The sequence below is a fragment of the Myxococcus sp. AM011 genome, assembly GCF_013372595.1.
GTDB classification, from domain to species: domain Bacteria; phylum Myxococcota; class Myxococcia; order Myxococcales; family Myxococcaceae; genus Myxococcus; species Myxococcus eversor.
The window spans coordinates 1-1,364 of sequence record NZ_JABXEM010000553.1; the positions used below are offsets into that span (position 1 = coordinate 1).

Genomic DNA, 1,364 nt, shown 5'->3' on the forward strand with positions numbered 1-1,364 from the left:
CACCTATTAAGTCGTCGGCAGCGTCAGATGTTTATAAGAGACAGCGCAGGAGGGTGTCTGTGGGAAAAACGGTGGCGATGAAGGACGACAACGTTTCCTTGATTGCCCTGTTTTGCCGCATCCAGTTTCCTCCAGACCGATATGCCTACATCTCCTTGCAACGGCCCTGCCGGCAGGGATGACCGCTCAGCATTGGACACGGCAACGGGCGGCGGACCGGCTTAGAGTGGGGGGGTGACACGGAGACAGGTGGCGCGGCTGGGGCGGATGGCGGACCTCTTCTCGCGGACGATGAGCCGGGGAAAAGAGGGGTTGCTGACGCTGACGTTCCGCCCGGACGAGCTGTACCGGGTGCCCACGGACGACGGCGCGGCCATTGCCCTGGGGCGCTATCACGCCCGAGGAGAGCGGCGGTACGCGGAGCCCGTCATCCTCTGCCACGGGCTGGGCGCCAACCGCTTCCACCTGGACTTCGACGAGCAGTACAGCATGGCGCGCTACCTGGCGCGCGCGGGCTTCGAGACCTGGGTGATGGAGCTGCGCGGGCGGGGGCTCGCGGGCGACTGCTCGGACTTCAACTTCGACGACCAGGCGGAGCACGACGTGCGCACCGCGCTGCGCACCGTGGTGTCCACGGGGGCCAAGGAAGTGCTCTGGGTGGGGCATTCCAAGGGCGGGTTGATGCTCTACGCGCACCTGGCCCGCAATCCGCAAGCGCCGGTGCGGGCCGCGGCGATTCTGGGCAGCCCGTTCACCTTCGCCGTGCAACCGGGGTTGCGCACCTTCATCCAGCGCGTGGAGCCGCTGCTGCGGCTGAAGGTCATCCCCACCGGCCGAGTCACCAGCATCGCGCTGTTGGGCGCGCCGCCGGGCCCGCTGAGCCGGTACATGATGCTGGCGGAGAACATGGAGCCGGAAGTGGTGCGGCGCGCGCTGGCCAACGTTCCGGCCAATATCGCCGGAGGAGTGGCACGCCAGTTCGCCCGCTGGATTTCCACCAACCGCTTCACCACCTATGACGGGGGCTTCGACTACCGCGAGTCCCTGGCGGGGGTGAAGATTCCCGTCCTGCTGCTGGCGGGCAGCAAGGATTTGCTGGCGCCGCCCATGTCGGTGGCGCGGGCGAAGGAGGCCCTGGGAGGCCCGGTGAAGTTCCTCGTGGCCGGGCGAGGGCACGGCTTCGGAGCGGACTACGGGCACGCCGACCTGGTGCTGGGCCGCCGGGCGCCGGACGAAATCTTCCCCCTGGTGGAGGCGTTCCTGTCCGCGCACGCCACCCGGGCGTGAGACGGCACACAGGGGACGGGACTCCGGGTTGTCCGGGCCCCCTTGGCGTGCTACCCGGAAGCCCCTCCCCATGAGTC

Annotated in this window: 1 protein-coding gene; it reads left to right on the top strand. The window is 68.3% G+C overall.

Annotation, left to right across the window (positions count from 1 at the left end; all coding sequences use genetic code 11):
• Nucleotides 1-267: 267 nt before the first annotated feature.
• Complete coding sequence (locus tag HUW62_RS47255; protein ID WP_163863852.1) at nt 268-1,287, top strand: alpha/beta fold hydrolase; 1,020 nt, start codon at nt 268-270, stop codon at nt 1,285-1,287.
• Nucleotides 1,288-1,364: the final 77 nt, after the last annotated feature.